A 24,178-nucleotide genomic window follows, 5' to 3' on the forward strand; every position below is an offset into this window, starting at 1 on the left:
AGTTGATTGGAGCGGGTGTACGAGACTCCTGCGGGAAATGCGCGTCTAGGGGAGACCCCGCAGGCGAAAGCCGAGGAGGCTCCCCGACCGCCCGCGGGAAGCGAGTGCCTGGAGTGGAAGTCAACGTCCAAACCCTAAAGGGATCATACCTTTTTACGATTCGATTATATGACACCCTGCCGATACAAGAGAAATAAAGATGACGATTATTACAAGTGGAAAATTGAATAAAAGTACCTCAATTGGACATAATGGGTAGATGTTTAGCTGCTCTCAACGAGATTATGATAAGATAGGGAAAAAATCATATAAGGCAGTGAGATTGTGAAACAACAAAAAGGAAAACTTCTCGTCATCATTGGACCGACTGCTGTTGGGAAGACAAAGATGAGCATTGAGATGGCAAAGTTATTTAATGGTGAAATTATTAGCGGAGACTCCATGCAGGTTTATAAGGGGATGGATATTGGTACTGCAAAAATCAAGAGGGAAGAAACAGAAGGAATTCCTCATTATTTACTTGATATTAAAGAACCTGATGAACCTTTTAGTGCGGCAGAGTTCCAGGAGAGAGCCAATGCTTGTATCGAGGATATCCAAAGCAGAGGTAAGCTTCCCATTATCGTCGGTGGAACAGGATTATACATACAATCAGTCATCCATGATTATCAATTTTCGGAGGCGCCATCCGACCCTGTTTATAGGGAGGGACTTGAAAAACAGGTAAGGGAGTCAGGAATAGATCCTGTTTTTGAACAATTACGCAGCATTGACCCGGAAAGCGCTAATCGGATTCATCCTAATAATGTAAGAAGGGTGATCAGGGCACTAGAGATTTATCATTGTACTGGTAAAACGATGAGTGAGCAGCTGAATGAACAGCCTACAGAATTCAAATATGATACGTGCATCATTGGGTTGACAATGGAACGTGAAAAGTTATATCAACGCATCGATCAACGTGTTGATGTCATGGTAGAACAAGGGCTGATTCAAGAGGTGGAGACATTTCATGAAAAAGGTTTGAGGGATTGCCAATCGATCCAGGCTATAGGCTATAAAGAAATCTATGATTATTTTGATGGAAGGGCTTCACTGGATGAAGCGGTTGAGACATTAAAGCAAAACTCCCGTCGATACGCAAAAAGGCAATTGACCTGGTTCCGGAATAAAATGGACGTAATTTGGTTTGATATGACCGATCTCGAGGGTTTTCCAAAAAAAATACATGAAATATCTGGATTTATAGCAGGAAAGCTTTTCAGTGAAGGCGAATACATAAATTTAGAGAGAAAAGAGGAGGACTAATACATGAAACAATCAGTAAATATTCAAGATCAGTTTCTTAATCAATTACGTAAAGATGGTACGTATGTGACGGTATTTTTATTAAACGGGTTCCAGATTAGAGGACAAGTGAAAGGGTTCGATAATTTTACCGTTTTATTTGAATCGGAGGGCAAGCAGCAATTAGTTTATAAACATGCGATTTCTACATTTGCTCCACAACGTAATGTTCAGATTGATTACGAAGTGAAGGAATAATCATATATATATGAATGCAAAAAACAGGTTTAGCTAATAGCGACCTGTTTTTTTTTTTTTTTTTACATGCCCTTCTCTGTCCTTTTTCAAAGAATCGATAATTTTACGTACCTTATTTGAATATATATCAAGGGACGGATTATTTTCCGGGAAACCGCAGGAAATGACATTACCCCTAATATATTGGTGAATTGGAATGGGATTTGTCGTAATTAATCCTCCAATGAAAAAATCTTGTCAGAATAAGTCGCTTTTCAGAAGGGAATGGGGCTTAATCACGAAAGGAATAAACGAGTTTTCCGATGGGATAATTTTGGCTATGCAGCATTTGCCATGCCATCATAAAAAATTGTGGTGTTAGAGTCAGGGTCCAAGATGGAGAGGTGAATGAAATGGAACAACCGATCCGTATGAAAAATAACGGGCAAATCAATATTGTGTTTAATGCGGAAAACAGAAAAGCGCTACAAAAGGATCTGCCGATAAAAGAAATTTTGGTGCAGGAAATCCCCCACCAGCATGTTGCATTGAAAGAGATTGAAGATGAACTGAAATCGCTGGTTGGAATGGAAGAAATGAAACGGATGATAAAAGAGATATATGCCTGGATTTACATCAATAAACAACGTGAGGCAAAGGGGCTGAAGACTGGCCGGCAAGCGCTGCATATGATGTTTAAAGGAAATCCCGGAACAGGGAAAACAACGGTTGCACGTTTAATCGGGAAGTTGTTTCAAAAAATGAATGTACTTTCGAAAGGGCATTTAATTGAAGCGGAGAGGGCAGATTTAGTCGGGGAATACATTGGCCATACTGCCCAAAAAACCAGGGATTTAATTAAGAAGGCCATTGGCGGAATCTTATTTATTGATGAAGCCTATTCATTGGGAAGAGGCGGCGAAAAGGATTTCGGAAAAGAAGCCATAGATACCCTTGTCAAGCATATGGAGGATCGGCAGCATGAATTCATTTTGATCCTTGCTGGGTATTCGAGGGAAATGGAATATTTCCTAAGCCTTAATCCTGGCCTTCATTCCAGGTTCCCGCTTGTTATAGATTTTCCGGATTATACGATTGAACAGTTAATGGAAATAGCCGATCGGATGCTGCAGGAAAAGGAGTATCTAATGAATCGGGATGCCGAAAGGAAATTAAGGGAACATTTAATCATATTACGTTCATTCCGGGGACCTATTTCATTCTCCAACGGTCGTTATATCCGCAATATAATAGAAAAGTCAATTAGGGCGCAGGCGATGCGGCTTTTACTGGAAGATTCATTTGAAAAATCCGATTTATTGACGCTTACCAGCCAAGATTTGATTTTCGAGGATGAAGAGAAAGAATGACATGGAAAAGCCCACCAAGATGGCGGGCTTTTCAAATTTATGTTTTAGGCACCCATTTTTTATTAGGAAGATGCCAATTATTGGTGTAAGAAAGGACTCGCAATATCGTTATGACGGCAAAGAGCGTATAAAGCTGCCATGACTGGGATAATGCACCACTGCCTAAAGCCAAGCCTGCAATGATGGCCCATACTGCGTAGATTTCTTTCCTGAAGACCAATGGCTTTCTTCCGGCCAGCACGTCACGGAGTATCCCGCCGCCGCATCCGGTTAATGCAGCTGATACTATGATGGCGCTTATTGGATGATTAAGTTCCACGGCATACATCGCCCCTTGGATGGCGAAGGCTGAGAGGCCAATGGCATCACTGAGGTTTCCCCATCTGTCCCAGTGCTTTGATAGGTTTGTAGGAAAAACAAAAACGATGGTGATGGATACTAATGCGATGACAAAATAGAAACTTTGATCCCATAAAGCTGAAACGGGGACGCCGATCAACAGATTGCGGATTGCCCCGCCGCCAAAGGCGGTAATGATTCCTAAAATATAAACTCCTAAAATATCATACTCTTCTTCCATGGCGATGATGGTTCCGCTTATAGCGAATGCAATCGTACCTATTAAGCTTAATACTTCCCATGTCATATGAATGTCCCTCTATGTCTTTTTGATTTTGATGGTAAAGCCAAATTTGATTTTAGCATGGTATCGTAATTTTTAAAACGGTTAAAAGCTTCGTTTTGAGGAAATTTTTATATATTCAATTTTTTTGTTATGATTAACTGAAATCTACCAGAAGGTGGTGCATGTGATTTGGAAGACGCAATAAAGGAAAAGGCTGTCTTGATTGGGTGTCAAACAACTGAGACCAGTGAACACTTTGAATATTCACTCGATGAACTGGCTTCCTTGGCGAAGACGGCGAATGCTGAGGTTTTAATGACCATCTCCCAGAAAAGGGAAAGTGTCGATCCGGCTACATATATAGGAAAAGGAAAAGTGGAAGAACTCCGGAATCTGGAAGAGGAGCTGGAGCCGGAATTATTTATCTTTAATGATGAATTATCCCCGAGCCAAATTCGGAACCTTTCGAAACAATTGGAGGCAAGGGTCATAGACCGGACACAGCTAATATTGGATATATTTGCTCAGCGGGCTCGATCCAGGGAAGGGAAACTCCAGGTTGAACTTGCTCAGCTCCAATATTTATTGCCGCGTTTGGTTGGACAGGGGACGGCAATGTCCAGGCTAGGAGGCGGAATCGGCACAAGGGGGCCAGGGGAGACGAAGCTGGAAAGCGACCGCCGCCACATCCGTGGAAAAATAGATGAAATCAAGCAGCAATTAAGTGGAATAGTGAAGCATCGTGAACGCTATCGTGATAGAAGGAAACGTAATAAGACCTTTCAAATAGCACTTGTGGGATACACGAATGCAGGTAAATCAACGCTGTTCAACCGTTTGACGGAGGCGGATTCATATGAAGAGAACCAATTATTCGCTACGCTGGATCCCATGACGCGAAAGGCGATTCTTCCTAGCGGATTTACCGTGCTTCTGACGGATACGGTTGGATTCATACAAGATTTGCCGACATCTTTAATTGCCGCATTCCGATCTACCTTGGAAGAGGTGAAAGAAGCGGATCTGCTGTTACATGTGGTCGATTCCTCAAGTACAGATTACTTTAATCATCAGAAAACGGTGCAGGATTTGCTAAATGACTTAGATGTTCCTTCCATTCCACAGCTAACGTTGTATAATAAGAAAGATAAGGTTCACTCTGATTTTGTCAGGTCAGCCAGTCGTGCTTCATTAATGATCAGTGCCTATGAACAATCGGACCTGAATGAAATCATGGAAGAAATTGAAAAGTACGTGATTGAAGAAATGGTCCCGTATCATGTTTTCCTGCCATCGAGTGAGGGTAAACTATTATCACAGCTGAAAAATGAAACCATATTGCGCACTCTCTCCTTTAATGAAGAATCGGAAAGATATGAATGCAAAGGTTTTTGTCTAGCTGATCATCCAATAACCGGGCAGCTGGAGAAATATTCATTATAAAGGGGAATTTTGATGTATCAGCAGTTAACAAATGGAGAAGTTTTGAAAAACATTGCCCAGGAAGTGGAATCAATGATTTCTCCATTACATAAGCAAGTGGACGAACGAATCGAAGAAAATCAATTTCGCGTATTACAAAGTTATCAAGCACATAAAGTGAGTGATTCCCACTTCATCCCGACTACTGGGTATGGATACGATGATATGGGCCGCGATACGCTGGAATTGATATACGCAGATGTTTTTGGAGCGGAAGCTGGATTGGTGCGCCCCCAAATTATATCAGGCACACACGCCATTTCCACCGCTCTTTTCGGCATTTTGCGCCCTGGGGATGAATTGTTATACATAACTGGAAAGCCGTATGATACGTTGGAAGAAATCGTCGGTATCCGGGGGACGGGTATTGGATCTTTACGTGATTTTCAGATCAGCTATAAGGCCGTTCCGTTGGCGGAAACTGGAACCGTTGATTTCAAAGCCGTCAAACATGCCATTCAACCGAATACGAAGATGATCGGTATACAAAGATCAAAAGGGTATGCTACACGTCCTTCCTTTACGATCGATGAAATAAAGGAAATGATTTCCTTTGTTAAAGGCATTAACCCGGAAATCGTCGTGTTCGTGGATAATTGTTATGGAGAGTTTGTTGAGACGCAAGAACCATGTCATGTCGGAGCGGATTTAATGGCTGGTTCACTCATTAAAAATCCTGGCGGCGGGATAGTGAAAACCGGTGGCTACATTGTTGGCAAAAAGGACCTGGTTGAAGCTTGCTCTTATCGGTTAACATCACCAGGAATAGGGGCTGAAGCAGGTGCTTCGCTTTATAGTCTCCAGGAAATGTACCAAGGATTCTTCCTAGCACCGCATGTCGTGGGCCAAGCTGTTAAAGGAGCCATGTTCACAGCTGCCTTTTTAGAAAAGCTCGGTATGAATACATCCCCAAAATGGGATGCGAAGCGAACTGACTTGATTCAATCCGTTCAATTTGATGAACGGGATAAGATGGTTGCCTTCTGTCAGGCCATCCAATATGCATCACCAATCAATTCACATGTGACACCATATCCTGCCTATATGCCGGGTTATGAGGACGATGTAATCATGGCTGCAGGCACCTTTATACAGGGGGCCAGCATTGAACTGACGGCAGATGGTCCGACAAGGGCTCCATATGTTGCTTATGTTCAAGGCGGATTGACATACGCCCATGTTAAAATGGCTGTATTGACTGCTGTGAATGCGCTAATGGACAAAAAGCTGATCCAATTGTAATTGAAATTAAATAAGGTATGTTATGGGAATCCAGATACAATTGGATTCCAGTAAGAGAAATAGTCATAATATTTGTGTAGTAACAAATCATTTAATTTTTCTGAGAAAACCACGTCATAAAATGTAACATCATATTGACAAGTTTAATAACATGGTATAAGATTATTTTAAGATAAACAAAAGGAGGATGCTAAGAATGAGCGGCAACAACATTCGGCGTTCGATGCCTCTTTTTTCCATCGGAATCGTCATGCAGTTAACTGAGTTGTCTGCACGCCAAATTCGGTATTACGAAGAGCATCAACTTATTACTCCTATGAGAACAGATGGAAATCGTCGGGTCTTTTCATTAAATGACATCGATCGACTGCTTGAGATTAAAGATTTAATCGAACAAGGAGTCAATCTGGCCGGCATTAAAAAGATTTTCACTGTAAAGGAACAGAATTTACCTAAAACCCAAGAATTAGAACAAGCGGAAAAAATAAGGCATGACCTTAGTGACGAGGATCTTCGCAAGCTTCTGCGTGCCGAGCTATTACAAGGAAGCAAGCATCGAACATCTCTTAGACAAGGGGATATGTCCCGTTTTTTTCAATAAAAAATATGATTTATGAATTATTAGGGGGAATAGAAATTGGCAAAGTTCACACGTGAAGACATCACTCGTTTAGCGAAAGAAGAAAATGTTAAGTACATTCGTTTACAATTCACTGACATTTTAGGGACAATTAAAAACGTTGAAATCCCAGTCAGTCAATTAGAAAAAGCACTAGATAATAAAATGATGTTTGATGGATCTTCCATTGAAGGCTTCGTTCGTATCGAAGAGTCTGATATGTACTTATATCCTGATCTAAATACATGGGTTATCTTCCCTTGGACTTCCGAAAAAGGTAAAGTTGCACGTTTGATCTGTGATATTTACAATACGGATGGAACTCCTTTTGATGGAGATCCACGTGCAAACCTAAAACGTGTTCTTGCAGAAGCAAGAGAAATGGGCTTCACGGATTTCAATCTTGGACCTGAACCTGAATTCTTCCTATTCAAACTGGATGCAGCAGGCGAGCCGACGCTGGAATTGAACGATAAAGGCGGATACTTTGACCTTGCACCTACTGACCTGGGAGAAAACTGCCGTCGTGATATCGTTCTTGAGCTTGAAGAAATGGGATTTGAAATCGAAGCATCCCACCATGAAGTAGCTCCAGGACAACATGAAATCGACTTTAAATATGCAGATGCGATTTCAGCTTGTGATAACATCCAAACATTTAAATTGGTTGTTAAGACGATTGCCCGCAAACATGGTTTACACGCAACATTCATGCCAAAACCATTGTTCGGTGTTAACGGATCTGGAATGCACTGTAACGTTTCTCTATTCAAAGGCAACGAAAACGCATTTTATGATAAAGAAGGTAAATTGGAATTAAGCAAAACAGCTGAGCAATTTATCGCAGGTATCATTAAGCATGCTCCAAGCTTCACTGCGGTAACAAATCCAACTGTTAACTCATACAAACGTCTAGTTCCTGGTTACGAAGCTCCTTGTTATGTTGCATGGTCTGCTAAAAACCGTAGCCCGCTAATCCGTATCCCAGCTTCACGCGGAGTAAGTACTCGCGTAGAGGTACGTAGTGTCGATCCAGCAGCTAACCCATACTTGGCACTTGCCGTTCTGCTAAAAGCTGGTCTTGACGGTATCAAGAACGACTTGACTCCTCCAGCTCCAGTTGATCGCAACATCTATGTTATGAATAAAGAAGAACGTGAAGAAGTAGGTATCGTTGATCTACCAGCTACTTTATATGCTGCATTGGAAACATTAAAATCTGATGAAGTCATCAAAGAAGCATTAGGTGAACATTTACTTGAACACTTCGTCGAAGCAAAAGAAATCGAGTGGGATATGTTTAGAACACAAGTTCACCCATGGGAACGCGAACAATATATGTCCATGTATTAATATCTCAAACCCTTGGCACCTCTGGTGTCAGGGTTTTTTTTATTTCGGGCATTCATTCATAAAATCTTATGAAGTTATCAACTGCCCGATAAATGCCCGGAAAAAACTTTAAAAAATTATTCAAGGACATTTTTCATATGCTCCTCGAATTTATCCATTGTGTCATGTTCAATTTTTTTACTAATATGTGAGTAAACATCTGCTGTGATTTGCATACTGCCATGACCTAAACGCTCTTGAATGTATTTCATGCTTGCGCCAGCCTCTAATTAATGACATTACCGAGTTAGTTAATAAGGTTCGCCCACAGTTTTGATTTATTTTTAATCCTCCACAATTACATCAATAATCTCATCAAACTGAATATACACAAAGGAACTATCTTTCTTCTGAATGCGTAGCTCTTTCGTGATTGGATGTACGTAAACACAATGTCCGTATATTTCAAGAGGCTTTCCCGTGTTATGCAATCTAAGACATATAGGTAAATGTTATTCCATTGCATAATGAATGTTGTTTTCAAACTCTTCAACCTGGTATTCATCGAGGATAGGTTTTTTATTTAAGAAATAATCAACCTCATTTATTTTCTTATTTAAAGCTTTATGTTCAGGCATAATCAATGCTGCTTGCCATTTAACTAGCCCTCTATCACGAATCGTACTCATCAGAAAAATCCCTCCTTTATATCCATTACATAAGAACATTTGTTCTTATAAAAGACAGAAAGAAATTCCTTCCCCAAATAAGTTCGGGCTAGAGAAATGTTGATTTTTGAAAATAAGGCATTTATCGCTTCTACGCTTGTTTTACATAACCAAGTTAAAAACCATTTTAACGCACAATGCCACAAGAAAAATCTCACAGCCATATTCTTTTAACTACTCTTCCAGTAAATCTAATGATTGATCAATGCTAGTTACACGTCCGTATCCCTATAAACACCATTATGTATAACCTCTTTTCATTTGTCTAAAAGTTTGTTAACTTCTGTAATTTCACTCCAGACTAACTTCCGGACATTGTGAAGGGTTATTTCGAGGAGGAAATGAGGTTTTTTTTCAAGTCTCTAGAATATATTACTTTTAGAAAGCTACTATTCTATTTTTAAAAATCATTCCTGCAACAAGGAAAAGAGCCAAACCTTTTGTATACATAGATTTAGCTCTTGCATCTATTTGTTAACTTAGGATTCAGTCGAGATACGTGTAGTTCCTGCTATAAATTGTATTGTAATCATTTTTCCTTTTTCTTTGATTGTTTAGTTAATTCCACAAGTGTTGTAACGCAACCTGATTGTAAATTATCAGTAAATGTAACTTCACCTCCAATAGTTAGAGGTACTCTAATCGTTAGATTTCTATTATCAGGATCTAAACTAGCTCCTAGTTCACAATTTCCACAATCAATGAAAGAATCTACAAGTAAGCGAGAACTTAAATTGTAAATAAGAGTTAAACAAATTGGTTGAGTTAACCCTTTTATAGTACAAGTCATTTTATCTGCACCTCCTTTTCTCTTTACTACTAAAATGTCTAACATGCGAAATTTGAGCTTTGTCAAATGTCCCTCGTAAAGAGCATTTCGATACCATATTCTATGAATATATTGGACAAGCTGTTTGTGCTTATAAGGAAAATAGTGTAGAGAACTAAGCCTTTTCAGAATCGGAATATACTTGTGCCTTAGAACGCTCTATTTTGCGTTTTAAGGCATTTTTACTTGTCTAAAAGTTATAACTTTTAGACACTCTTGTAACTGTAAATAACAACCAGCGAACGTCCATTTTTTTTTTTTACTTGTAGCACCAAGAAATTTGTACAAGCCAATGTGTGGTTAAAACATAATTTAATTACAAGAGAGAGAACGCTCGAACTAGTTCAAACTCTAAACGAGTTTTTAATCATTTGATATAAAAGGAGAGGAATAATAATGGCTAATGGATGTAATCAAAATCCAATTGGAGCTTGCTCAGAAGCAGAAGGGGTGAATACGATTGCCAACGGGGATGCTTCCCATGCAGAAGGATTTCAAACAATCGCCAACGGGGTGGCTTCCCATGCGGAAGGGTTTCAAGCAATCGCCAACGGGGATGCGTCCCACGCGGAAGGAACTGCTACGATTGCCAATGGGAACACTTCTCATACGGAAGGGTTTCAAACAATCGCCAACGGGGATGCGTCCCACGCGGAAGGAACTGCTACGACTGCCAATGGGAACGCTTCTCATACGGACGGGTTTATAACAATCGCCAATGGGGTGGCTTCCCACGCGGAAGGGTTTCAAACAATTGCCAACGGGGATGCGTCCCACGCGGAAGGAAATAGCACAACGGCGAATGGGAACGCTTCTCATACGGAAGGGTTTGAAACGACAGCCAGTGGGAATTCATCCCATGCGGAAGGAGTAAGTACCAACGCCAATGGGGATGCGTCCCATGCAGAAGGGTTTGAAACGACAGCCAGTGGGAATTCATCCCATGCTGAGGGGAACAATACAACAGCAGGTGGAGCTAATTCGCACACAGAAGGATTGAATACACAAACAACTATCAGCGGTGTTAACGCGCACGCAGAAGGAGAAGGGAATACGGCCAGTGGTAGAGCTTCCCACGTGGAAGGGGGCGGTGTAGATTCACTTGGTAACCCTACTCCTAACCTAGCGAGTGGACCTAGTTCGCATGCGGAAGGTCAGAATACAATTGCGAGTGGCGATGTTTCTCATGCGGAAGGTGGCGGCACAATTGCGAGTGGATCTTTTTCCCATGCGGAAGGTCAGAATACAGTTGCGAGTGGCGATGTTTCTCATGCGGAAGGTGGCAGCACAACGGCGAGTGGCTCTTCTTCTCATGCCGAGGGTTTTCAAACAGTAGCTAGCGCCGCCTCCGCTCATGCCGAGGGTTTTAGTACAACAGCAAGTGGAGCGGATTCACATGCCCAAGGACGGATTACAACTGCAAGTGGTCTTGGTTCCCACGCCGAAGGGCAAAGCACAACAGCCAGTGGATTTGTTGCCCATGCGGAAGGACTGCAAACAGCAGCTACCAACCAAGCTGCTCATGCGCAAGGACTGAATACAACAGCCAGTGGAGTTGCCTCCCATGCTGAAGGATCGAATACAATTGCGAATGGAGTTTTTTCTCACGCCTCAGGATCAGGAACAAGTACTGCTGGTTTCCCTGGTGCGTTCATCGTTGGAACTAATGGAGTCGCAAGTCAATCTAATTCTTTCTTTGTTGCAAACGGATTGCTTCCTTTTGATCCTGCAGGTCGTGTGATATCTCTTTTCAGTAATGGAGATGGTTGTTTCGAAGGGGCAGTATCCGCTGATGCTTTCATTCCCGGTGCATTCGCTTGTGACTTTGCCGAAATGTTTGAAACGCTGGACGGTCAGCCGATTGATGTCGGTTATTTTGTAACTTTAGATGGTGAAAAAGTCAGAAAATCTAATGCAAATGACGACTATATTTTAGGGATTACCAGCTCCAATCCAGGAATACTGGCAGGTACGGAAGAACCGGCTTGCAGTAAATATCTATTTGACGAATGGAATCGACCTATATTCGAAGAGGTTACTATCCCTGCGGTTACAGATCATGAAGGGAATATCCTCGTAGAAGAGCGTACCGAGATGAGAAAGAAAATAAATCCTGAGTGGGATCCGGAAAACCCATGCAGCTCCCGGCTTGAGAGACCTGAATGGGTAGCAGTTGGTATTGTTGGAAAACTGCTGGTTCGTGATGATGGAACTGCCCAGGTAAATGGCTACTGTAAACCAAATAACGAAGGAATTGCTACTGCTGCGGATCAAGGGTATAGAGTAATGAAACGTACGGGACCTAATCAAATATTGGTGTTGGTTAAATAATAAATCGACTGTATAGACCTAAGAAAAACGATAGTAAGAGTAAAGGGGGAACTGAAATATACTAGTTTTCCTTTTTTTACATAACCGTCCTTTATACGTGTTTTTTTAACCTCATTACTTTAGTTAGTTAAAGTAATTCTTAACGAGGGGAAAATATTGTAAATTTATAGATCAGTGATAACAAAATCATTTATACCTGCAATTTTACCAACAGGAATAATACTTGGAGGGGAATTTTTATTATGTAAAACTAAAATCTCAAAAGAAACGTATTTCTCTTTTTCTAAAATAATTTTCTCCAATTTGACTAAATCACCATCGACAACAGGATTTATATTATCTTCAAGGTAATTTGAATTGATTTTAGTTGGTCGAATTTCAATAATCTTTCCACTGCTGACCTGTATTAATAATTTTAAGCCTAATTACTTTTAAGTTTAAATTAGCCTTTTGTATATCTTTATTCTCAAAGAAAATGTCTAAATCTTTAAGGGGTTTACGTACATAAATATCTGATTCGTTTACAATCTGGAAACTAACTTCGGTTTTTTTTCATAATAGATTGCATAATAAATACCTACAATTAGCCCGATAATCCCTAATAATCCACCAATTATTCCCCATGGTAACTTAATGTTGAACTCAAAAATTTGCTTCTGTAGCCCTTAATAAACTATGACGAATTTTGGATAAAAGAAAAGATTATCCACAAGTAAGAAAGACTTACACTTAGGTTAATTAAAGTTGTCCATAAACTCTTCATCAAAGTAAAGCTCATTCATAAGCTTGTTCACAATTCCATTAAAATAAGCAAACTGTCCTTTATGCATCTTAACGCCACTCTTAACCTTCATAGCAAATTCTTTAAATGCTTTGGTTCCGATTTCTATTTCCTGTTTACCTGTAAATGCTCTTTTGTTAGTAGAATAATCAACCACTCTATTACACTGTTTAATTACCTTCCAAAATTCCTGTATTGTTTCAGCTTTTTCGTAGAAAGAACTTACCAGATTACTAAATACAACTGGAACCCAATGCGCTACAAAGTTCGCTTGTGTTAAAGAGTTTTCTAGAGAACTATCCACATGAGAGAATTGAGCAATGGCTTTACGTTTATTGTTTTTAATATTTTGTTTTAAGAAAGAAGTAGTTGTTTTAATGGTCGGACACTTCTTGGACTCTTTCACAGGGGCCTTGCCGGACATTTCATCATTCACAGGTTGAATAAGGATAGCGTTGGCTGTTTGCATCATATCCTTTTTACGCTTCATTGGTACCTGGTGGATCATGCCAAGGTCTTCAAGTTTCTTCATTAAACGTTGAACTGTTTTATGAGAAACTTCAAGTTTGGATGCAATTGTGTTCTTACACATGTAGCTCACACCAATTTGCTTGCAGCTGTGACGCTTCAAAAGTTCCAACAATATAATAAATCTTGATTGTACATCTGCACGCTTAATATCCGTACGAATGGTGTCTCTGTATACTCGTACCGTTTTATTTAATTCTTCTATATCTGTGAAGGAGGATAGGTTGTTATATGCTTCTTCATTTGCGAATATATAGATACGTTTCTTCATTAATAAAGTCTCCTTTAGGAAACAAAAAAGCAACGATTCACCATTGATTGGAAAACCGTTGCGTATAACCCATAATGTATAAAACTATACCTAAGGGTACAGCAAGTGATTGCCTATTCAGAGGAGGCGGACAGTTTAAGAAGTGCTACCAACACGACTTAAACACGCTGTGCTCTTTTATTTTGTTTATTAAAAAGCATAATGCACTAAAATCCTGCCTGAAAATCACACCCGATAAATGCCCGATAATGCTTGAGTTATTATGAGTTATTATGATAAATGAATTTTAGTTAATGCTTATAAATAGGCGTTTTTGTGAAAGTTTGACACTATATTAAAGGTAAGAGCATGTTTAGAACACAATTTCACCCATGGGAACGCGAACAATATATGTCAATGTATTAATATCTCAAACCCTTGGCACCTTTGGTGTCAGGGGTTTTTTATTTGGTGGGCAATTCCAAGTTATTTAAATGAAGTGGATAATTGCGGAAACTTCCCAACAATTTACCCAAGGAGAAACTTAATACTGGAACAATATCGGAAAACTAGTAAAAGTTTTATTTTCTATTTAGTTCAAATATATGGACAAACATTCAAGCAATATTAAAAGGCAAAAATATATTGTTTAGAAACGTAGTGAATTTAATGACTGTTCTCGCTCCGAACAATGGGCGCTGAAGTGCCATTCTTGGGATAGTTACATCTGTTTATTGTAGATGTTAAAACCGCCATCGTACCGGGGGCCATCTCCGTTTGGCCACACGACAAATCCTAGATCTAAAAGGCAAACAAAACAATATTTTTCTAGTCAAGGAACGCAAAAAAATCCGCGACATGTATATCGCGAATCTTCCAAGAGATCTATCCATGCTCAAAAGGTCCAGGGTATCCCTATTCCCCAGGAAAGAAGAACGCCACATAACCCTACTCAAGCCTATCTGCATTTAAATAAGGTAGCAGAGTTCGTTGGCGAACATGTCGGCAACCATACCTTACGGAAAACGTGTGGCTATTGGTTTTACAAAAAGCCACGAAGGATCGTGCCATGTTGCAAGGGATTTTACATCATTCCGATCCTTCAATCACCTTACGCTATATTGGTATTATCGAACGATACAAATAACGTATTGAAAACATTAAGTGCCTTTCAGGAATGCGAAGTGCTCACTAAATACTTCTCATTACATTTATGCCGAACTGTAAAAAGTTCGGTTTTATTTGCTGGGGGCAATATATAGCCCGCTGAAGACACCTTATGGCATATTACTTAATTGCCTATAATTTTTATAGTCAGTCTAGATAAATAAGTAATAGCCCAAGCAAATCATTTATTTTATTAATACATTGTAATTACTACTCCGAAATTAATTTTTTGTAGTACTTTAGTTAGGTTCGAGACTAAACTCCATTTCATTTTCAAAAAAATGTTACAAGAAAGGATTGTGATTTTGTGGGGAATTTAGGTAATCAAAACCCATTAAACAGCCACTGGGGTACTGTCTGTTTTAATGACAGCGACTGTTTTGGCAAAAAATCAAGAATTGAACAGGAAAGTCCATGTAAGACCTGTGGGTCTTGCGATTCTGCTTGCAAATGCGATTTTAAAGCTGCAGCCCGCGAACTCGCTTCACCATTAAACAGCGACTGTGTCCTAGTTAATTCAGTTGTAGGCTCAAAAGCGGTACAAAAGGCTGCAGAAGCAACATTTCCTTTTACCGCGTTTACTCCAGCAATTCCAGCTGGTTCCACTATTGTTTCGGTATCTGTTTTACCGAATCTAGCTGGTGTTACACGTAACACGACAATCATAAGGGACAAAGTCGTTAACATCGGGCTTATTCCTGTAACGATTACGGTAACATTTTTGGCACCAGGATCAACAACTCCTGCAACAGCCACACTTACAACGAGTTTACCATTCCAGGAGCATACAGATTTTCCAGGTGCTTGCCCTGAGGATACAGTAGTAGAACCCCCACTAGTAGTAGAAGGAATCTTTGCTCAAGCAGGAACTCCATTCGTCAGCGGTACAGGTGTTATTACTACAGATGCCATTTTAGTCAAGGTTGTACTACGCACTACAATTACGGTTATTCGACCAGTTATTGTGGATTCACATGGTGGTATTTGCGACGTAAATGAACGTCGTTGTGAAACTACGAATACTCCTACAACTAATTTTTTTAATACTGCGCCATAAGCAACGTAAATGTTAGTTTTTAATCTGATTAACAAAGCCTTCTCTAAAAAGAGAAGGCCTTTATTATTTTATTCTAAACGAAATCCCTATATTTACTTTTACAGCATCTTTTAAATCATGTGAGTAAAACCATTACCGACAAGATTAAGGCTGTTACAACGGGGGTGTCGACAAATGGAAATTGGAGGGAAATTAACTGATTGCAACACCCGCACTGGCAGCACCAGCCACGGCAGTAGCGAGAGTAATTCCAGTGCCTACTACAGAGAAAACCATCATTAGACGCTCTCCAGGACTTACTGGTATTGCCAATCCTGCAGTAATCCCTTGACTAATAGTACCAGGAGGAATAACTAAACCTGTGAGAGGTGGAGCTAATACTACAGTAGCACCTGGAATTACAGTGAAAATGTTACTTCCTGCCGGTGCTCGGAATAATTGTGCTGTAATCGTTGCTGTACCAACAGGAATAGTTAATCCAACTGTAGTGCTGAAGGTTGCAGCTATCGAGGTAATGGTTCCAGCACGCGGAACCGTAAATGCCTCATTAAGAAGTCCCGTTAGGTCTATTGTGGCTCCAAGAATAGTAAGACCAGGAATAGCAGTTCCAAACCCAATAGCACTTGAAGTGCCAACGAGTCCACCTGCAAGAATAGTTAATTCTGCAGGAGTAATGCCGGATGCGAATGGAATGATCGCACCTGCGCCAGGAACCCCTGGTGCCCCTGGTGCCCCTGGGGGACCAGGAGGTCCTTGAGGGCCTCGGGGTCCTGGTGCTCCTGGAAATCCTTTATCTCCTTTATCTCCTTTGAACGCTTGATGAACAGGGGGACAACAGCAAATCCTATTGAAACATCGTGGACAACGAAAATTGGAATTAGATGACATATAATTCACTCCTTTAGAATAATATATTTTTGTTTTTTAATATTGCGTGGCTGTTTGTCCATATAACTGTAATTAACATAGAAAAAATTTTTCTAATACGGATTTTACCTAAACAAGAATTCAAATGGTTCCAAATGGGGGCTTCCGATAAATGTAATGGACAAATATGGGAAATCATCCTAAAATTCATAAGGGGTTTAAAGTAGCCAAGATATTAGATATGAAAGTCGATGATTTATATGAGGACGATTGAACTATTTGAAATCTATGCTAACATTACTTTTAGAATAAAATTAGGGGTATTATTGGAATAAATTGATTATTACCATATATGATGAATAGATAAATCACTTGTTCATTATGAAGCTAATCCGCCCTTTCGTATTATAAGGTCAGCCAGATATTTAAACTGCACTACTATAGAGTGGACACTTAAAAAGGTCTGCCCTATAGGGTACTTTTATGTATAATGAAAAAAATGGGTGACAGTTTCGAATTACATATAACTTGAAGCGAATCCGAAGGATTATGAGGAAATACAAGATTGTTTGTCCTATTAGAAGAACCAACCCTTATCAGAAGATGTTGAAAGCCACTCAAGAACACACCATTCTGCCGAACTTATTAAACCGAGAGTTTAAACAAGCAATTCCAGGAAAAGTATTACTTACTGATATTACATATTTGATTTAGTGTTGACCATCCAAATGTCCTTTACATAGGGTACGGTTTAATACAGTCTTGGTCCTTTAACAGGTACTTTAGCTAAAGGTCGGAGCTGACTTTATGCAGTTCTTTCTTTATTTAAATAAAGGTTCAGGTTAGCACAACCTGAACCCAAAATATTATTGAAGCGTATTTAGATTTTGTGCCCTTAAAAAGCTTACAACTACCTCTCCAATTTGTCTGCCTAAACTTAAACCTTCCTTATTATCCATATTAAAATGTACCCCAGCGTACAAACGAGATTGAGCGCTTTCTTCCATTATTTTTTTTAATTCTGTAGATTCTTGGGGGAAGAAATAACTTAATACTGTCTCTGCACAGCCTGCCACTGTTGCGTGTGCAGAAGGATAAGCTGGAAAACGAGGGGTAAACAGCACAGTAGACAGATTTCTGCCATATTGATTTGGACGTGCAACATCCCAATAATATTTTAAAAACCACGTGATAACAAAGGTATCATTCATAGCCGCGTGGAAATAACTCTGAACCCTTGCAACATTCGGGGAACCCAGCATATACTTTTCAGCTAAATTGAAAATTAGAGTGGTAATTTTCGCCGTTAATTCACCTGTTCCCCAATATTGTGCGATCCGTATTTGCTGGGAAGTCAATGATTTTAATGTCTCTTCTACAATGAATAACTCTGTTTCCCATTCAATATCAAGTGGATTTTTAACTCGCCAACTGATTCGTTGATGAAAGGGGTCCAGGAAATCATTGTCTCTTCCCCTTGAAATAAAAAACATTGGCCAATTTCCTGCCTCTGGAGAACCTTTAGGCGGGAGACTTTCCCCTGGGTAAGGAAACTCTGTCCATCTTCTATAACTAGTTCTCATAAAGACACCCCCCTAATAAATGTTCTCCTTGTTCCTTATGATTAAGAGTAATGAAGTATGACCATTTAACTTTTTGATTCCTTAACAGAGGAGAAAGAGTGAGTTACACACTTAGATCAAGTGTTTTTCTTTAATTCCCTGGATGCAGAGGCAGACTTTGAAACTATCGGGCGGTAAGTTAAAGAAGGAATTATAAATGTTACCCAAGAATATATAGATTTACAACATCGTTATATAGGTAATGTCTTAGGGGAAATAGAAAAAAAGGAGGGGGGAGTTATAAATGCTTGGAATCAGGAATGGGACATTGGCGGTGTCTGGGGCGATACTCTATTATGAAGTGCGTGGCTCTGATCCTCTATTTTTGATAATGCATGGTGGAGGTGGAGACGCAGATAAATTCTAATTAGCCGCTATAATCTTGCTAACCGGTACACAGTGGTTACATACGATCGCCGTGGACATTCCCGCATTAGTCTCTTCCATCAAACTGAGAATTACCGTGTGAAGACACATAGCGACGGCGTTCACCGTCTGCTAGCTAAATTGACTGATGAACCGGTACGTATTTGGAAGCAGCTCTGTGCTGTTATCGGACTCGATTTATCCATACGGCACCCAGAGCAACTACGAATATTGATACCACACGAACCAATATTAATTTAATGAACGGGTGTAGCTCGATTCCAGTAGAAAAGCAATAAAATATTTTCAGTGCAAATGGCCAAACGAAACCAATATGAAAGTATATGAGGACTGTATAACCACAGCATAACAACAGATAGTCCGTTCCCTATCTGGTATTTAATGAAGGGTTCTGGTGAAATTATTGACTGCGCAGGTCTTATTAGCATTGATTTTATTAGTCGTCTGGATATATGGCCTTGGATATGTGCTCTCTATATTGAAAGTAGCTAGCGTGGTAGGTCTTAAGGTAAAGAGCTACTTTTACGTGCTAAAGCTGATGCCGAAAAAGCAGGATTCAATAAAGTTTTCCTTCGTACTGACCACATTGCATACTATGAAAAATATTGATTCACTTATATAGGTGACGGATACTATCCTTGGGGAAAGTAATTCAAGAATTTATGAGAGCAATAATCAAAATAATCATTTTTCAGGTTAGAGATTAGATATTCACGTAATCGCTTTTCTTAATGAACTAACGGTTGCATGATTTCGAAGTGAGAACATATCAGTATTATTTTGAAACATTTAAAAACTTAACTGACGGAATATGCAGTGATGTTTTTTATGGTGTGTTGGATACATTTATCAAGAAATAGGGAGGACATACAAATGAAAAAAGTGTTAGTTTTTATTACAGATGGTTTTTCAGATTGGGAAGCAAGTTATGTGACTGCAGAGTTAAATAAACCAGGGACGGGATTTCAAGTTCAGACAATTGCGATTGACAAGGATCCGAAAATTTCAATGGGTGGATTGACTGTACTTCCGGATTATAGCTTACAAGACTTTTCTTTTAAATTGGAATTTGTGATGTTGATTATTCCTGGCGGAACTGGATGGAGAGAAGAAAAAAATCATCAGGCAAAGAAGCTTGTGGATTTTTGTTTTGGAAAGGATATCCCGGTTGCAGCAATTTGTGATGCAACTACCTTTTTAGGGAATCACGGATTTCTTGATCATCATAAACATACAGGTAATTCATTGCCTTATTTAAAAGAAGGTGCACCTAATTATCGAGGCGATGAAAAATATATAGAAGCACAATCTGTTAGTGATGCCTGTCTAATCACAGCTAATGGAAGTGGAGCACTAGAATTTTCAAGAGATATTTTAAGTAAATTGGATGTTTTGGAAGGTAAAGAACTAAAAGAATGGTATGCTTTATTTAAAACAGGTTTTATCAAAAGTTAGTTTCTTGGATATCTTGACGATCATCAATGATATCGTTCCTGCAAATGATGAGGAACGGGTCTTTTTTAGCGACACCGAGAGAGAACCCTACTATGATCTATTTTACCGGATTAGCTATCTTGAAGAATGGCTGTTCCATTTCGAAACTCTTATTTATGATTTTAGTTCTTCAAGAAAAGGGCGCGATTCTTGAAGAAGTTTCGCTTTTCTTATAGAACTAACCGATGCGTTAGCTGAGGATCAGAGCTGTCTTTAATGCAGCTATTTCTTTATGGAACTATCGGGGCAATTTAGTTTTAAAGGCTGGAACTATTATGCAATGTAAACGTCTCTAAAGATATATGGAGGTGGAGTAAGATAACGGGATTATCGACTCCCACCCACCAATCCGATTCTGGATGATGGGTGGCAATCTTCTTGATGGCCCATGGATTTAGACAGACTATGGGTTTTGTATTTCCTATAAGATAGCTTATGTTATGAACTATATCATATCTATATGAGTTATTTCCCAATGTTTATTCTTAATGAGTTGCTCTAAATTCTCTTTATCTCTTTTTTTGAAATAATTAGTAATTTCTTTATGATCTTCATTCATTTCCTCTAATACGGCAAAAAGCTTTTCTTCATTATTGCTTAAATAAATTTGTCTAACAAAACTATTTTGTAAAGAATCAAGAAGATCTATTAATGTAGGATTATTGCATTTATCAATATATACTTTATGGAATTGATTTTGGTATTTTTGATAATCTAAATAATTTTTTGTTGAAATTGAAAATTCAATTTTCTTAACCAAATCTTCCATACGTTCAATATCACTTTCTGTGATATGTTCTAAAGATAAAGAGGCTGCTAAAGAATCCAATACACTAACAATTCGAAAAACATCTAGCTTTTTCTTGGTATCAAGTTCTTTTACAATAAATCCTTTTCTAGGAAGATACTCGAGCAAATTGTCTGAAGCTAGTTGTATCAAAGCTTCCCTTACAGGAGTTCTACTTACTCCCAATTTTTCGCATAATACCGATTCATTTATCTTATGCTTAGGAAGTAAGGTTCCGTTCTGAATTCTTTCAGTTATATAATCATATACGAGATCTTTTAATGATTGATATTTATTTTTGATAGCGTTTCCTCCTAAGGCAAAAATTAATATTATATAGTATACAATATATAATTAGAAATTCTTGTCTTTTATATTAGCACCTTCTTTTAAAGACTTCAATATCTCTATTATTTATTATATTTAAGGTATAAAACGACTCCTAATCCATATTTATTTATAAATTTTTGTTTTAAGTGATTCAAGTTGATATAGTACATAGCCTTAAAAAAAGGTGGTTTAAAGAATTTTTAATAATAAAGCGTTGAAAAATAGATAAGTTAATTGTATAATTCGGTATGTAAAATATTTTCAGATTATTCTGTACTATATACAATATACAATATAAAGTATATTGTGTGTTTTTGTTTTAAGATTTTTAAACTATTTGGATACCTTAAATTAAGAAATAAACCCAAGAAAACATTGGTAAAACTGAAATATGGAAGGAGGATTTTTTTTGGAGTATAAAATATACAATATATTATATACAAAATAAAATTCAAGTTTCAATAAGACCATTGTTACAAAGTTATAAGATTAGAGGTGGAAAAATATGAGTGAGAATAACTTTAAAGATGTGCAAGATGGAACAAAAGCGGTATGGGCAGGAGAAAAAGAATCTCTTGCTTATAATGCAACCCAAGTTCCTGTAGTTCTTAGTGTAGCCTACAATTACGATGACGTAGACGAATGGCAAGAAGTTGCCCTTGGAAATAAACCTGGTTATACCTATAATCGAATGGCGAATCCGACTGTTCAAGCCCTGGAAGAAAAATTGAGGATACTCGAGGGGGCTGAGGAAGCTGTAGGTTTTTCTTCAGGAATGGCTGCTATTAGTAGTACATTATATACATTTCTAAGACCGGGGGATCGGGTTGTATCCGTTAAAGATACTTATGGAGGAACCAATAAAATTTTTACTGAATTCTTGCCCAATCTGGATGTCGATGTGACATTATGTAATACCGGAAACCATAACGAAATTGAAGCCGAAGTGGTCAAAGGGTGTAAAGTGCTATATTTAGAGTCTCCCACTAACCCTACCATGAAAGTTACTGATATTGAGAGGATAGCGAGAGTCGGAAAATCAGTGGGGGCATTAGTTATCATAGATAATACGTTTGCTACTCCAATTAATCAAAATCCTCTTCAATTAGGAGTTGATATTGTAGTCCATAGTGCAACTAAATTTCTAAGTGGACATGCAGATGCATTAGGTGGCATAGTATGTGGCTCTAAAAAATTAATGAAAAAGGTCTATCATTTTCGTGAAATTAATGGAGCAACTATGGACCCGTGGTCAGCCTACCTTATTTTAAGAGGGATGAAAACGTTAAAGCTTCGTGTACGGCAACAAGAAAAAAGTGCAATGGAAATTGCAAAGTATCTTCAAAAGAAAAAGCTAGTCGACGCAGTTTATTACCCGGGATTGGAAGCGCATCCACATCATGATATCGCAAAGAAACAAATGAGAGGTTTCGGTGGGATATTAAGTTTTGTATTAAAAGATGAAATGAAAGCTATCAAAATTTTATTATCAAAATTAAAATATGCAAACAAAGCTGGAAACCTTGGAGCCGTTGAAACTATATATGGGCCTGCGAGAACGACTAGCCATGTTGAATGTACTATTGAAGAGCGTAAAGCCCTTGGTATCCCAGAAGGTTTAGTTCGTATCTCTGTAGGTATCGAGGATACAGAAGATCTTATAGCAGATTTAGAGCAAGCATTTTCTTACTTAGAATCCAATTACCCTGTTAGCTGTAATTGAGAGCATAAAATATTTCTAACGGAAGAGGTATTGAAATATGACACATAAGATAGCATTACTTGGATTTGGTGTAGTTGGTCAAGGGTTAGCTGAAATTTTACAAGATAAAAGTGAGTCACTACGTAGTGGGTTTAACTTTGATCCAAAAATCGTTGCTATCTCTGATGTTATGAAAGGTTCACTTTATGATCCTAAGGGGTTGGATCTTTCTTTAGCGTTACAAGCTGTAAAGGAAATAGGAAAATTAGATAGTTACCCTGAAACCCCTAGCTTGGTAAGGGGGTGGGATAGTTTTCAAACAATACGTGAGAGTAATGCAGACACAGTTGTTGAAATTACCTTTACTGATGTTAAAACAGGACAACCTGCCATTGATCATTGTAAAGCAGCATTTGAAAGCAAAAAGAACGTAGTAATGAGTAATAAAGGTCCGGTTTCTCTTGCTTATCAAGAGTTAGCTGAATTAGCAAAAAAAAATGATGTTCGTTGGGGCTTTGAAGGAACAGTTATGAGTGGAACCCCAGCATTAAGAATGCCTCTGAGTTCATTGGCAGGGAACAGCATTTTTGAAATACGAGGGATTTTAAATGGAACAACCAATTATATCCTAACTAAAATGGAAGAAGGATTGAGTTATCAAGATGCATTGTCAGAGGCCCAAGCTCTTGGTTATGCAGAGGCAGATCCGACTAGCGACGTTGAGGGATACGATGCTCAATATAAAGCTACCATTCTTGCTAACATTGTAATGGGCATTCCAATGAAACGAGAAGAAGTAGAATGTGAAGGGATTAGTCATCTTACGGAAAAGGACATTGAGTGGGCAAAATCAGAAGGTAAGAGATGGAAGTTAATTGCTAAATGTATAAAGGCTGGCGATAAAGCCATTGCAAAGGTAGGACCTGAAGCTATCCCTCTTACAGATCCTCTAGCTGGAGTTTTAGGTGCACAAAATGCTATTACTTATGATTGTGATTTAGCTGGCCCAATTACCCTGATTGGAGCGGGAGCTGGACGGAAAGAAACAGGATTCTCGATTCTTATTGATTTAATCAACATTAACCGTGATCAATTATAATTCATTTCATTCTTAAAGTTATAAG

Annotated in this window: 22 protein-coding genes and 4 pseudogenes; 16 read left to right on the plus strand and 10 right to left on the minus strand. The window is 38.8% G+C overall.

The annotated features are described in order from the left end of the window. The 4 genes and pseudogenes from J7I96_RS24980 to spoVK form a co-directional block, all read left to right on the plus strand. Positions 1-197 (plus strand): annotated as a pseudogene (locus J7I96_RS24980) (hypothetical protein); the annotation flags it as partial. A 190-nt stretch (positions 198-387) separates the two neighbouring features. Beyond that, on the plus strand, positions 388-1,308 hold the full coding sequence (gene miaA / locus J7I96_RS24985) for a tRNA (adenosine(37)-N6)-dimethylallyltransferase MiaA (protein WP_251029243.1): 921 nt from the start codon (positions 388-390) through the stop codon (positions 1,306-1,308). 3 nt (positions 1,309-1,311) lie between these two features. Next, on the plus strand, positions 1,312-1,545 hold the full coding sequence (hfq, locus tag J7I96_RS24990) for an RNA chaperone Hfq (RefSeq protein ID WP_034313436.1): 234 nt from the start codon (positions 1,312-1,314) through the stop codon (positions 1,543-1,545). 392 nt (positions 1,546-1,937) lie between these two features. Further along, complete coding sequence (spoVK, locus tag J7I96_RS24995; protein ID WP_034313433.1) at positions 1,938-2,894, plus strand: stage V sporulation protein K; 957 nt, start codon at positions 1,938-1,940, stop codon at positions 2,892-2,894. Between the two features lie 37 nt (positions 2,895-2,931). Here spoVK and J7I96_RS25000 read toward each other — a convergent pair whose 3' ends face one another. Further along, entirely contained in the window at positions 2,932-3,540 is a 609-nt protein-coding gene (locus J7I96_RS25000) for a trimeric intracellular cation channel family protein (RefSeq protein ID WP_214768457.1), read from the minus strand. A gap of 168 nt (positions 3,541-3,708) precedes the next feature. Between J7I96_RS25000 and hflX the strand changes: the two genes are divergently transcribed. From hflX to glnA, 4 genes are all read left to right on the plus strand, one after another. Next, complete coding sequence (gene hflX, locus J7I96_RS25005; protein WP_214922993.1) at positions 3,709-4,962, plus strand: GTPase HflX; 1,254 nt, start codon at positions 3,709-3,711, stop codon at positions 4,960-4,962. Positions 4,963-4,974: 12 nt separating this feature from the next. Further along, positions 4,975-6,243: a methionine gamma-lyase family protein gene (locus J7I96_RS25010; protein ID WP_214922995.1), complete on the plus strand. Its 1,269-nt coding sequence runs from the start codon at positions 4,975-4,977 to the stop codon at positions 6,241-6,243. 196 nt (positions 6,244-6,439) lie between these two features. Then, positions 6,440-6,844 (plus strand): MerR family transcriptional regulator, encoded by a 405-nt coding sequence (locus J7I96_RS25015; RefSeq protein ID WP_034313425.1) that lies wholly within the window; start codon positions 6,440-6,442, stop codon positions 6,842-6,844. Positions 6,845-6,880: 36 nt separating this feature from the next. Beyond that, positions 6,881-8,215, plus strand: coding sequence for a type I glutamate--ammonia ligase (gene glnA / locus J7I96_RS25020; protein ID WP_034313424.1), 1,335 nt, complete (start codon positions 6,881-6,883; stop codon positions 8,213-8,215). Positions 8,216-8,331: 116 nt separating this feature from the next. Here glnA and J7I96_RS25025 read toward each other — a convergent pair. The 4 genes and pseudogenes from J7I96_RS25025 to J7I96_RS25040 form a co-directional block, all read right to left on the minus strand. After that, positions 8,332-8,484 (minus strand): annotated as a pseudogene (locus tag J7I96_RS25025) (site-specific integrase); the annotation flags it as partial. Between the two features lie 54 nt (positions 8,485-8,538). After that, on the minus strand, positions 8,539-8,697 hold the full coding sequence (locus J7I96_RS28930; protein ID WP_396020143.1) for a YolD-like family protein: 159 nt from the start codon (positions 8,695-8,697) through the stop codon (positions 8,539-8,541). Positions 8,698-8,706: 9 nt separating this feature from the next. Continuing rightward, entirely contained in the window at positions 8,707-8,883 is a 177-nt protein-coding gene (locus J7I96_RS25035; protein ID WP_214768453.1) for a YolD-like family protein, read from the minus strand. A gap of 568 nt (positions 8,884-9,451) precedes the next feature. Next, positions 9,452-9,778 carry a hypothetical protein gene (locus J7I96_RS25040; protein ID WP_251025091.1) on the minus strand — a complete coding sequence of 109 codons (327 nt, stop codon included), beginning with the start codon at positions 9,776-9,778 and terminating at the stop codon, positions 9,452-9,454. A 369-nt stretch (positions 9,779-10,147) separates the two neighbouring features. On the opposite strand from J7I96_RS25040, the gene J7I96_RS25045 reads away from it, so the two are divergent. Then, a complete protein-coding gene (locus J7I96_RS25045) occupies positions 10,148-12,082 on the plus strand; it encodes a peptidase G2 autoproteolytic cleavage domain-containing protein (protein ID WP_214768452.1) in 1,935 nt (644 codons plus the stop codon). A 164-nt stretch (positions 12,083-12,246) separates the two neighbouring features. On the opposite strand, the gene J7I96_RS25050 is transcribed toward J7I96_RS25045, so the two are convergent. Together J7I96_RS25050 and J7I96_RS25055 are read right to left on the minus strand one after the other, a co-directional pair. Beyond that, positions 12,247-12,384 (minus strand): hypothetical protein, encoded by a 138-nt coding sequence (locus J7I96_RS25050; RefSeq protein WP_214922996.1) that lies wholly within the window; start codon positions 12,382-12,384, stop codon positions 12,247-12,249. Positions 12,385-12,816: 432 nt separating this feature from the next. Further along, positions 12,817-13,662: a helix-turn-helix domain-containing protein gene (locus J7I96_RS25055; RefSeq protein ID WP_214768450.1), complete on the minus strand. Its 846-nt coding sequence runs from the start codon at positions 13,660-13,662 to the stop codon at positions 12,817-12,819. 1,453 nt (positions 13,663-15,115) lie between these two features. Here J7I96_RS25055 and J7I96_RS25060 point away from each other — a divergent pair. Then, positions 15,116-15,865 carry a hypothetical protein gene (locus tag J7I96_RS25060; protein WP_214768449.1) on the plus strand — a complete coding sequence of 250 codons (750 nt, stop codon included), beginning with the start codon at positions 15,116-15,118 and terminating at the stop codon, positions 15,863-15,865. A 192-nt stretch (positions 15,866-16,057) separates the two neighbouring features. On the opposite strand, the gene J7I96_RS25065 is transcribed toward J7I96_RS25060, so the two are convergent. Continuing rightward, positions 16,058-16,753, minus strand: coding sequence for an exosporium glycoprotein BclB-related protein (locus tag J7I96_RS25065; RefSeq protein ID WP_214922997.1), 696 nt, complete (start codon positions 16,751-16,753; stop codon positions 16,058-16,060). A 486-nt stretch (positions 16,754-17,239) separates the two neighbouring features. On the opposite strand from J7I96_RS25065, the pseudogene J7I96_RS25070 reads away from it, so the two are divergent. After that, positions 17,240-17,440, plus strand: a pseudogene (locus J7I96_RS25070) (IS3 family transposase); the annotation flags it as partial. A gap of 158 nt (positions 17,441-17,598) precedes the next feature. Here the strand turns inward: J7I96_RS25070 and J7I96_RS25075 are convergent. Continuing rightward, on the minus strand, positions 17,599-18,315 hold the full coding sequence (locus J7I96_RS25075; RefSeq protein ID WP_214768447.1) for a vanadium-dependent haloperoxidase: 717 nt from the start codon (positions 18,313-18,315) through the stop codon (positions 17,599-17,601). A 283-nt stretch (positions 18,316-18,598) separates the two neighbouring features. Between J7I96_RS25075 and J7I96_RS28215 the strand changes: the two are divergent. The 3 genes and pseudogenes from J7I96_RS28215 to J7I96_RS25085 all read left to right on the plus strand — a co-directional run. Next, positions 18,599-18,978 (plus strand): annotated as a pseudogene (locus J7I96_RS28215) (alpha/beta fold hydrolase); the annotation flags it as partial. Positions 18,979-19,614: 636 nt separating this feature from the next. Continuing rightward, positions 19,615-20,196, plus strand: a complete 582-nt coding sequence (locus J7I96_RS25080; protein WP_214768445.1) for a type 1 glutamine amidotransferase family protein — start codon at positions 19,615-19,617, stop codon at positions 20,194-20,196. Positions 20,197-20,200: 4 nt separating this feature from the next. Further along, positions 20,201-20,389 carry a hypothetical protein gene (locus J7I96_RS25085; RefSeq protein WP_214922998.1) on the plus strand — a complete coding sequence of 63 codons (189 nt, stop codon included), beginning with the start codon at positions 20,201-20,203 and terminating at the stop codon, positions 20,387-20,389. Positions 20,390-20,680: 291 nt separating this feature from the next. On the opposite strand, the gene J7I96_RS25090 is transcribed toward J7I96_RS25085, so the two are convergent. Next, positions 20,681-21,370, minus strand: coding sequence for a GntR family transcriptional regulator (locus tag J7I96_RS25090; RefSeq protein WP_311315186.1), 690 nt, complete (start codon positions 21,368-21,370; stop codon positions 20,681-20,683). A 487-nt stretch (positions 21,371-21,857) separates the two neighbouring features. Here J7I96_RS25090 and J7I96_RS25095 point away from each other — a divergent pair, with 487 nt between their 5' ends. Continuing rightward, positions 21,858-23,075, plus strand: coding sequence for a cystathionine gamma-synthase family protein (locus J7I96_RS25095; RefSeq protein WP_214768444.1), 1,218 nt, complete (start codon positions 21,858-21,860; stop codon positions 23,073-23,075). A gap of 37 nt (positions 23,076-23,112) precedes the next feature. Beyond that, positions 23,113-24,153, plus strand: coding sequence for a homoserine dehydrogenase (locus J7I96_RS25100; protein ID WP_214922999.1), 1,041 nt, complete (start codon positions 23,113-23,115; stop codon positions 24,151-24,153). The last annotated feature ends 25 nt before the right edge of the window (positions 24,154-24,178 follow it).

Origin of the sequence: Bacillus sp. ISL-78, from assembly GCF_018613455.1 — a bacterium.
Classification (GTDB): domain Bacteria; phylum Bacillota; class Bacilli; order Bacillales; family DSM-1321; genus Peribacillus; species Peribacillus frigoritolerans.

Bases quoted from the DNA above. Each gene is read 5' to 3' on its own strand.
- miaA (WP_251029243.1), top strand. From the start codon at position 388: ATGAGCATTGAGATGGCAAAGTTATTTAATGGTGAAATTATTAGCGGA.
- hfq (WP_034313436.1), top strand. From the start codon at position 1,312: ATGAAACAATCAGTAAATATTCAAGATCAGTTTCTTAATCAATTACGT.
- spoVK (WP_034313433.1), top strand. From the start codon at position 1,938: ATGGAACAACCGATCCGTATGAAAAATAACGGGCAAATCAATATTGTG.
- J7I96_RS25000 (WP_214768457.1), bottom strand. From the start codon at position 3,540: ATGACATGGGAAGTATTAAGCTTAATAGGTACGATTGCATTCGCTATA.
- J7I96_RS25010 (WP_214922995.1), top strand. From the start codon at position 4,975: ATGTATCAGCAGTTAACAAATGGAGAAGTTTTGAAAAACATTGCCCAG.
- J7I96_RS25015 (WP_034313425.1), top strand. From the start codon at position 6,440: ATGAGCGGCAACAACATTCGGCGTTCGATGCCTCTTTTTTCCATCGGA.
- J7I96_RS25035 (WP_214768453.1), bottom strand. From the start codon at position 8,883: ATGAGTACGATTCGTGATAGAGGGCTAGTTAAATGGCAAGCAGCATTG.
- J7I96_RS25045 (WP_214768452.1), top strand. From the start codon at position 10,148: ATGGCTAATGGATGTAATCAAAATCCAATTGGAGCTTGCTCAGAAGCA.
- J7I96_RS25055 (WP_214768450.1), bottom strand. From the start codon at position 13,662: ATGAAGAAACGTATCTATATATTCGCAAATGAAGAAGCATATAACAAC.
- J7I96_RS25065 (WP_214922997.1), bottom strand. From the start codon at position 16,753: ATGTCATCTAATTCCAATTTTCGTTGTCCACGATGTTTCAATAGGATT.
- J7I96_RS25075 (WP_214768447.1), bottom strand. From the start codon at position 18,315: ATGAGAACTAGTTATAGAAGATGGACAGAGTTTCCTTACCCAGGGGAA.
- J7I96_RS25080 (WP_214768445.1), top strand. From the start codon at position 19,615: ATGAAAAAAGTGTTAGTTTTTATTACAGATGGTTTTTCAGATTGGGAA.
- J7I96_RS25095 (WP_214768444.1), top strand. From the start codon at position 21,858: ATGAGTGAGAATAACTTTAAAGATGTGCAAGATGGAACAAAAGCGGTA.
- J7I96_RS25100 (WP_214922999.1), top strand. From the start codon at position 23,113: ATGACACATAAGATAGCATTACTTGGATTTGGTGTAGTTGGTCAAGGG.